The sequence below is a fragment of the Streptomyces sp. TRM64462 genome, from assembly GCF_013362995.1.
GTDB lineage: Bacteria > Actinomycetota > Actinomycetes > Streptomycetales > Streptomycetaceae > Streptomyces.
Genome location: NZ_JABWDV010000292.1, coordinates 1 through 6,575, shown reverse-complemented (window position 1 = coordinate 6,575; position 6,575 = coordinate 1). Strand labels below are relative to the sequence as shown.

The window sequence follows — 6,575 nt, the reverse complement described above, 5'->3', positions numbered from 1 at the left end:
CCGGCGGTGGCGTCCCTCGTGGGCGTCCTGGTCGCGGCGGTGGCCCTGGCCGTCGTCCTGACCCGCCCCGACGAGGCCCAGGCGGCCGTCAGCGCGGAGCCCGTGTCGTACGAGCCGCCCGACGGCTTCACGCCCAACGGCTCGCGCGCCGGCGCCGTGCAGCAGCCCCCGCCGCAGGAGCGGCACCGGTTCGCCGGTTCGGCGCCCGAGCTGTACGGCGGCAGCGGCGACCGGGCGGTGTGCGACGTGGAGCTCCAGATCCGGCACCTCACCGCGGACCGCGCGAAGGCGGAGGCGTTCGCGTCGGTGTCGCCCACGACACCGGAGGGCATCCCCGCGTACCTGCGCGGCCTGACGCCGGTTCAGCTGCGTCTCGACACGCTGGTCACCAACCACGGCTTCCGGGACGGCAAGGCCCGCCCGTACCAGGCCGTCCTGCAGGCCGGGACGGCCGTCCTCATCGACGAGTTCGGCGTGCCCCGGGTGCGCTGCGCCTGCGGCAACCCGCTGGACCGGCCGAAGGTCGACCGCCCGGAGCGGGTCACCGGGACGACCTGGCCGGGCTTCCAGGCGTCGCAGACGGTGGTCGTCGTGCCCGCGCCGACACCCGTCCCGACCTTCACGCTCATCGACGTGAAGACCGGCGAGCAGATCCACCGCCCGCACAAGAAGCCCGCGACGACCGGTACGCCGACCCCGACGAAGTCCCCGTCGCCGACCACGTCACCGACCGACACGCCGACGACGTCGGAGCCGCCGACGAGCCCCGGCTGCGTCACGATTCCCCCGGGCGCCCCTGCCCCGGCCACCGGCACGCCGTGCCCGGTCACCTCACCGGCGGACTCGCCGACCTCCCCGCCGACCGACGCGACACCGGAGGACACCCCCGGCAACGGCACGCCAGGCAACGGCACACCGGGCGGGACGACCGACACCGGCACGCCGGGCGAGACGACCGAGGCACCGCCGGCCGACGGCTCACCGCAGGGGCAGAGCCCGGTACGCGAATGAGCCCGGCTCCGGCATGAGCCCGGCATCCGGTATGGGCCCGGCATCCGGTACGAGCCCGCATGCGGCACGATCCCGCTCCCCGAACAACTTATTGAACCGGCAACCTTCCTCGCCCGGGTGACGACCCAGGGACATCCCCCGTCCCCGACAGCGAGGTCGTGTGATGTCCCCGTCCCCCCGCGTTTCCACCCCTTCGCCCCATGCCCGCCGCTCCCTCCGGCGCCCCGGCCGTCTCGCCGGGGCGCTGCTCGCGGCCGCGCTGGCCGGTACGGGCGGCCTGCTCACGGTCGAGCGGCCCGCGGACGCCGCCACGGCCGCCGTGACCGCCGAGTCCGGCGCCCTCGCCGCCGCCCGCGTCGCGGAGCGCCTCGACCGGGGCGTGGTCGCCGTCCCGGCGAGCGGCGGCGTACTCGTCACCTGGCGCATGTTCGGCGACGACCCGTCCGGCGTGTCGTTCCGGCTGTACCGGGGCGGCACGCTGATCACCACCACGCAGAAGACCAACCACCTGGACACCGGCGGCTCGGCCTCCTCCTCGTACGAGGTGCGGGCCGTCGTGGGCGGCGTCGAGCAGCCCGGTGCGCGCGCCTCGGTGTGGGGAGCGGGCCGGCTCGACATCCCGCTCCGCAAACCGCCGGGCGGCACGACCCGCGACGGCGTCGCCTACACGTACTCCGCGAACGACGCGAGCGTCGGCGACCTCGACGGCGACGGCGCGTACGAGCTGGTCCTGAAGTGGGTGCCGTCCAACGCGACGGACGTCGCCAACTCGGGCACCTGCACCGGGCCGACGCTGTTCGACGCGTACGAGCTGAACGGCACCCACCTGTGGCGGATCAACCTGGGCACCAACGTGCGCAGCGGATCCCACTACGACTCGTTCCAGGTGTACGACTACGACGGCGACGGCCGCGCCGAGATGGCCGTCCGCACCTCCGACGGCATCCGCGACTCCGCCGGGACCGTCATCGGCGACCCGAACGCCTCCCATCTCGCGTCGAACTGCGCCGTGCTCAGCGGTCCCGAGTTCCTGTCGGTCTTCAACGGGCGCACGGGCCGCGTCATGGACTCCGTCCCCTTCGAACCGGCCCGCGGCTCGGTCGCCGACTGGGGTGACACCTGGGGCAACCGCGAGGGCCGGCTGCTGTCCGCGACCGCGTACCTCGACGGGTCCCGCCCCAGCATGGTCTTCAGCCGGGGCATCTACGAGCGGATCGCGCTCGCCGCGTACGACTGGAACGGCTCGTCCCTCACCCGCCGCTGGAAGTTCGACACCAACTCCTCCACGAACTACGGCAAGGGCTACGACCAGCAGGGCAATCACAACCTGGCGGTCGCGGACGTCGACGGGGACGGCCGGGACGAGATCCTGTACGGAGCGATGGCCGTCGACGACGACGGCAGCGGCCTGTGGACCACGAAGCTCGGCCACGGCGACGCGCTGCACGTCGGTGACCTCCTGCCGTCCCGCCCGGGCCTGGAGTCCTTCAACGTCCACGAGCACACGAACGCCGCCTACGGGTACGAGATGCACGACGCCCGCACAGGCGAGATCCTGTGGGGTCAGCGGACCGGTTCGGACGTCGGGCGCGGCCTCTGCGCGGACCTGACCCGCGACCACGCGGGCGCCGAGTGCTGGTCCAGCGCGGGCGGCCTGTACGCCGCGAACGGTACGAAGATCAGCGACGCGATTCCCACGTTCGCCGGCGGCGCCTCGTTCAACTCCGCGATCTGGTGGGACGGCGACGCACACCGGGAGCTGCTGGACCACCGCTGGTCGGGGTCGGCGGGCGTCGGCTACGCGCAGATCCTCAAGTACCAGGGCTCCACGGAGCTCTCCCGCATCTGGTACGACCAGGACGCCAAGTCCAACAACTGGACCAAGGGCAACCCGGCTCTGTCCGCCGACATCCTCGGTGACTGGCGCGAGGAGATGATCTGGCGCAACGCGGACTCGACGGCGCTGCGCCTCTACACCACCCCGCACCCGACCGAGTTCCGGCTGCCGACGCTGATGCACGACCCGGTGTACCGGCTGGGTGTGGCCTGGCAGAACACCGGCTACAACCAGCCGCCGCAGGTCAGTTACTACCTAGGGACGCGCTAGCCGGCCGGGCCGGCGGACACGGGCTGTCAGTCCTTGGTGGCGACGTAGTACAGGTTGAACGGGTCGCCCTCGATGCCGTGGGTCTCCACGTGCGTGAAGCCGGCGTCGGCGAGCATGCGGCGGGCGGTCTGCTCGCCCCACACCGTGCCGAGGCCGGCGCCGCCGGTGCTCAGGGACGTGGTCATGCAATAGAACACGCTGAAGCCGTAGAGGGCCGGCCCGAGGGGATGCCCGATGTTCTCCTCCACCTTGCTGGACGCGGCGATGTCGCCCATCAGGAAGATCCCGCCGGGGCGCAGCGCGGCCGCGATCGCGTCGAGGGTCTCCGCGGGGCGCGCCAGGTCGTGGATGACGTCGAACGCGGTGATCACGTCGTACGTGCCGGGCAGCTCCGTGGAGTCGCCGACGGTGAACGCGACGTTGTCCAGGCCGAGCCGCGCGGCCTCCTCCCGGCCCGCGGCGATGCCCTCCGCGGACTGGTCCAGGCCGTGGAAGCGGCTGCGCGGGAACGCCCGGGCCATGACGACGGGCGCGTGGCCCTGCCCGGTGCCCACGTCGAGGGCGTCGGCGCCGTCCCGCAGCCGTTCGCTGAGGCCCGGGGCGAGCGGCAGGATCGTGTCGACGAGCGCGGCGTCGAAGACCCTGCTGTTCTCCTGCCCCTGGAGCTCCTGGAAACGGGGGTACGCCGAGTACGGCACTCCCCCGCCCTTCCGGAACGCCTCGACGACCTGGTCCTCGACGCCGCCCATGAGCGCCACGTACCCCATGAGCGTGGCCAGGTTGTCGGGCCCCGCCGCCCGGGTGAGGCAGGCGGCGTGGGCGGGCGGCAGGGTGTAGCGGGCGCCGTCCGGCTCGTACGTCACGAATCCGCTGACCAGCATGCCGCCGAGCCACTCCCGTACGTAGCGCTCGTCGAGCCCCGCGGCCTCCGCGATCTCGGCGCTGGTGGCGGCGGGCAGCGTACTCATGGCGTCGAACAGCCCGGTACGGTGGCCGACGCTGGTGAGCAGGGCGGTGTTGGCCGCGTTGAGCACGCCGACCACCCGCCCGGCGAACTCCTCCTGCGCGGCAGGATCGACGCCGTCCGGCGTTGCCGTACCGGCGCTCCGGGTGTTCCGTTCGTTCTCGACGGTCGCCATGGCCGCTCCTCAGGCCGTCTCGGGGTGCTGCGGGGTGCGCGGGGTGCACGGGGTGCATGGGGTGCGCGGGGTGCTCCCTTTCCCACGGTAGGCCGGTGCGGCGGAAGCGGCAGCGCGCCCGTACAAGGTTTCGGGCGTGACCCTGCGGCGGCTGCGCAGTTGAGCGGGGCATGAAGAAGCGCAGCATGCTCGCCGTGGCCTCGCTCGCCGCGGGTGTCGTCACCGCCCTTGTCACGCCCTCGTCCCACGCCGTCGTCGGCGACGCTCTCGGGGACCCGGGGTCCCTCGTCGGTGGTTCGGACGTCGTCGGTTCGGTCCTGGACGGGGCGACCGGCGAGGAGTCCACGGACAGCACCGCCACGCAGGGCGGCGAGACCGCGGGGCGCTGACCCCGGGGTCCGCGAGCCCGCCGGAGTTCCCGAACCCCCGATCTCCCGACCCGCCGATCCTTCCCCTCAGCCGGGGCCGTCGCTCACCGCGGCGGCCCCGGTCCGGTTTCCGGGCGCGGTGTTGATGACCGTGGCCAGCTGGGCGCGTGAGCGTACGTCGAGCTTCTGGTAGATGCGGGTCAGCCGCGCCTCGACGGTCTTCACGCTCAGATACAGCCGCGCCGCGGCCTCCTGGTTGCTCGCGCCCTGCCCCACCATCCGCGCCAGCCGGACCTCCGCGTCCGTGAGCCGCGCGAGGGCGTCCCGGCCCGCCGAGGCGACGTCCGCCCGGCCGAGCGTCTCACCCGTCAGCTCCAGCCAGGGCGCGGCGCCCGCGCGTTCGAAGACGGTGGCGGCCGCCTGCAGCGCCTGCTGGGCGACCGCCCGCCGGCGGCGCCGCCGCTCCACGCGAGCCAGCGCGATGAGGCAGCGCCCCTGTTCCAGTACGAGGCCGTGCGCGGCGAACCGGTCGGCGGTCTCCGCCAGCAGCCCGGCCGACTCCTCCGCCTTGCCGCCCGCCGCCAGGCACATCGCGTACGCGCGGTCGTGGCCGAGGAGCACGGTGGCCCGGCCGAGGCGTTCCGCGACGGGCGCCACGTCCGCGAGGAGCGACTCGGCCTCGTCGCGGGCGTCGTTGGCGAGCAGGGCCTCCGCCAGCTCCTCGTGCCAGCGCAGCATCGACGGGTCGACGTGCCCCTGGGCCTCCTCGCCCTCCTGCACGCGGCGCAGCGTCTCCAGGGCGCCCGCGACGTCACCCGTCAGGAGCTGGACGCGGCCCAGCGCGTACAGGCTGCGGGAGAGGAACACGTGGTCGCCCTCCTCCTCCGACGCCTGGGCGCTGCGCCGGGCGTAGCTGAGCGCGCGGGCGAAGGAGCCGCCCGCGGTCTCGGCGAGTGCCAGCGTGTACCAGGCGGGCCCCGGTGACAGACCGGCTTCCAGGGTCAGGGCCAGGGAGCGGCGGGCGTGCTGGAGCGCTGCGGCGCACTGGCCGAGGCGGGACTCGACGGCGGCGACGGTGTGGAGGAGTTCGATGGTGTCCTCGACGGGCCCGCGGCGCTCGACGAGCGGCAGCAGCGCGTTGATCTGGTCGCGGGCCTCGGTGAGCCGGTCGTCGAACAGGGCGTGGCGGACCGTGAGGATCTGGGCGGCGTTGCGGACGCCGAGGGGGCGGTCGGCCATCTCCAGGGCGCGGGCCTCGGCGAGGGTCTCCTCGGCGCCCGCCACGCCGAGGACGCGGTCCATGCGGGCCTGCTGCGTGAGGGCCTGGGCGGCGGTGTGCCGGTCGCCCACGGACGTGGCGAGCGCGGCGGCCTCGACGGCGGCGGCGCGGGCGCGCACGGGGTCGCCGTCGGCGAGGACGTGCTTGACGGCGAGCCGCATCTGGACGGCGGCGCGCAGGCCGGGGGCTCCCTCGGAGTCCTCCATGGCGTGCACGTACAGCTCGTCGAGGTCGGTGAGGCCCTGCCCGGCCGTGTCGAGGACGGCGAGCCGTGCGCGCACCCGGTCCTCGGGGGTGGCGTCGCGGGCGAGGAGGTCGGCTGCGGCGCGCATCGCCAGATCGGCGCGGGCGGCGCGGGCGGCCTCCTCGGCGGCCTCGGCGAGCCGGGCGATACGGCGGCGCGCGAGGTGCACGGGCGTGGACTCGGCGGCCAGCAGGGCGAGTTCGGCGGCGAGGGGGCTGTTGCCGCGGCGGCGTACGGTCTCGACGGCCGCGGCGACCTCGGCGGCGAGCTCCTCGTCGGGTACGTCGGTGGCGAGCGCCCGGTGCCGTACGGCCTCGACGGGGTCGTCGACGACACGGGCGAGTGCGGTGTGGGCGCGGCTTCGCTCGGTCCAGCAGGTGTCGTGGACGAGGGTGGTGGGCAGCAGGCCGGCGGTGAACGTGACGGC

At 74.3% G+C, this 6,575-nt stretch carries 5 protein-coding genes; 3 read left to right on the top strand and 2 right to left on the bottom strand.

Going from position 1 to position 6,575, the window contains the following annotated elements; genetic code table 11:
• On the top strand, positions 1-1,011 hold a 1,011-nt coding region (locus HTZ82_RS13610; RefSeq protein ID WP_175409618.1), incomplete at its 5' end, for a DUF6777 domain-containing protein.
• 163 nt (positions 1,012-1,174) lie between these two features.
• Positions 1,175-3,118 carry a rhamnogalacturonan lyase gene (locus tag HTZ82_RS13605; RefSeq protein ID WP_175409617.1) on the top strand — a complete coding sequence of 648 codons (1,944 nt, stop codon included), beginning with the start codon at positions 1,175-1,177 and terminating at the stop codon, positions 3,116-3,118.
• Positions 3,119-3,144: 26 nt separating this feature from the next.
• Here the strand turns inward: HTZ82_RS13605 and HTZ82_RS13600 are convergent, their stop codons facing one another.
• On the bottom strand, positions 3,145-4,257 hold the full coding sequence (locus HTZ82_RS13600) for a class I SAM-dependent methyltransferase (RefSeq protein ID WP_175409616.1): 1,113 nt from the start codon (positions 4,255-4,257) through the stop codon (positions 3,145-3,147).
• 170 nt (positions 4,258-4,427) lie between these two features.
• Here HTZ82_RS13600 and HTZ82_RS13595 point away from each other — a divergent pair, with 170 nt between their 5' ends.
• On the top strand, positions 4,428-4,646 hold the full coding sequence (locus HTZ82_RS13595) for a hypothetical protein (protein WP_175409615.1): 219 nt from the start codon (positions 4,428-4,430) through the stop codon (positions 4,644-4,646).
• A gap of 66 nt (positions 4,647-4,712) precedes the next feature.
• On the opposite strand, the gene HTZ82_RS13590 is transcribed toward HTZ82_RS13595, so the two are convergent.
• A partial coding sequence (locus HTZ82_RS13590) for a LuxR family transcriptional regulator (protein ID WP_217624082.1) occupies positions 4,713-6,575 on the bottom strand: 1,863 nt, incomplete at its 5' end.